Source organism: Streptomyces sp. SPB074 (assembly GCF_000154905.1).
GTDB lineage: Bacteria > Actinomycetota > Actinomycetes > Streptomycetales > Streptomycetaceae > Streptomyces.
In genome coordinates this window covers 6,733,421-6,735,512 of record NZ_GG770539.1, presented here as the reverse complement: position 1 = coordinate 6,735,512, position 2,092 = coordinate 6,733,421, and the positions used below count along the sequence as shown (strand labels likewise).

The 2,092-nt window shown below is 77.5% G+C and carries 1 protein-coding gene; it reads right to left on the bottom strand.

Features of this window, described 5'->3' with window-relative positions; genetic code table 11:
- Nucleotides 1–62 precede the first annotated feature (62 nt).
- On the bottom strand, nucleotides 63–2,092 hold a 2,030-nt coding region (locus SSBG_RS28845), incomplete at its 5' end, for a SpoIIE family protein phosphatase (RefSeq protein ID WP_234010688.1).

The window sequence follows — 2,092 nt, the reverse complement described above, 5'->3', positions numbered from 1 at the left end:
CGGGTCGGCCGTACGGGGGCGGGGAGGCTCCCGTACGGCCGGCGCGGTGGGGGGCGGCCGGGTCAGCCGGTGGCGCGGAAGGCGATGACCGCGATGTCGTCCTTGCCCGTGCGGACGTGGGCGACGACGTCCCGGACGAGGTCGTGCAGGGTCTGCCCGTCGCGGTGCAGCGACTCGACGCGGCGGCGCAGGTGGGCGATGCGGTCGGTGATCCTCGCCTCCGGCACCTCCACGAGCCCGTCCGTGTACAGGAGCAGCGCGTCGCCGCGGGCGAGGAAGAACTCCGTGCTGGCGCGGGCCTCGCCGAACGGCGCGCACAGCGGCGGGTCGGGTTCCTCGCCGAGGCAGTCGACGGGCCCGGCGGCGCGCAGCAGCAGGGGCGGCGGGTGGCCCGCGTTGGCGAGCGCGACGTGCCAGCCGCGTCCCGGAGCGGGGCGCAGGAGGGCGTGGACGGTGGTGACGAGCGAAGCGGTGCCGAGGCCCTGGACCATACCGTCGAGGCGGTCGAGGGTGCGGGCGGGGTCGGCGCGGGGCCCGGCGTCCCAGGCGAGGCCGCGCAACATGCTGTTGACGCTGGCCATGGCGGTCGCGGCGTCGAGGTCGTGCCCGGCGACGTCGCCGATCGAGAGGGCGACGGCGCCCTCGGGCAGCCGGGTGGCGTCGTACCAGTCGCCGCCGACCTCGGCGGCGGCGTTCGCGGGTACGTAGCGGGCGCGGATCTCGGCGCCCGCGAGGCGGGGGACGTCGGTGACGAAGGAGCGTTGCAGGACGAGGGCGGTGTCGCGGGCGCGTTGCAGTTCCAGGGTGCGGCGCAGGGGGCGGCTGAGCCCTTGCAGGACGTCCTGGAGCAGGCGCAGTTCGGGTTCGCCCGGCGGCGGGTTGCCGAAGCAGTTGGCGGCGCTCGCGAGGGCGACGACGCGGCCGTCCACGAGGACGGGGAGCAGTGCGAGGCTCGTCGCCCCGGCCTCGCGCAGCCAGGCCACGGAGACGGGCGAGATCTTGTCCTCGGGAGGGGCCCCGGCCGGGAAGGTGACGAGGCGCGGTTCGCGGTCGCGCAGCACGTCGTCGGCCATGGGCCCGAGGGAGAAGCCGTCGCCGAGCGGCGGCAGCGGGGGGAGGCCGGGCGCGAAGGCGACGCGGGCGGCGGGGACAGTGGAGCGCGCGGCGAGCGCCAAGGGGGCCGTGGCGCCCTGGACCTCGAAGACGGCGATGGAGTCGGCGAGGTCGGGCACGACGGCCGAGGCGGTCGTGCGGAACGCCTCGGACAGGTCGCGGGCAGTGGAGACCTCGGCCATCCGGGCGAGGAGGCGTTCGCGGGTTCCGGCGAACCACGCGTCCTCGGCGTCCGCGACGGTGCCGACCCACTCGCGCCGCCCGTCGGCCCGCGCCACGGGTACGGCCGTGAGCCGCAGGTGCCGGTAGAGCGGCGTGCCGCCTTCGACGCGTACGCGCACGACGCAGGTGACGTGCGTGTTCTCGGCGAGGGCCCCGTGCCAGGCGCGCGCGAAGCACGCGCGGTCCTTCGGGTGGACCGCGTCGAGCCACTCCTCCCCCTCGCCGGGCAGCGGAAGGGCGGGCCGGCCGGCGTCCCCGGTGCCCGAGAGGCGGGTGACGCGGCCGTCCGGCCCGCGCGTCCAGACGACCTGCGGGACGGCGGACAGCAGCGCCTGGTAGCGCAGGACGAGGGAGTCCTCGTCCAGGAGGTGTGCGCCGGGGCCCGTCACGTCCCCGGGCGGGCTGCCGGGCACCCCGTCGCCTGTCGTCGCACCGTCCGTCCCGGGACTCTCCGGGAGCGCTTCGGCGAGCAGGAGCAGCGGCCGGGGCCCGGTCGGGGCCCGCAGCGGGAGGCAGAGGACGACGGCGGGGCCGTACGGGTGGCCGGGTTCCCGCGTCCCGGCTGGCAGCCGCAGCCGTTCGGTGCGCCCTGTGCGCCGGGCGCGGGCCAGCGCGGTGCGCAGCGGCCCCGGGGGGACGCTCGCGCCGGGCCCGGAGGCCACGCGGGGGCCGGTCAGCCCGGTGAACGCGCCGTTCGCGTCCGTGAGGGTGTACGTGTCGCCCTCGACCAGCGCGATGCCGGTCAGGGAGTACCGGA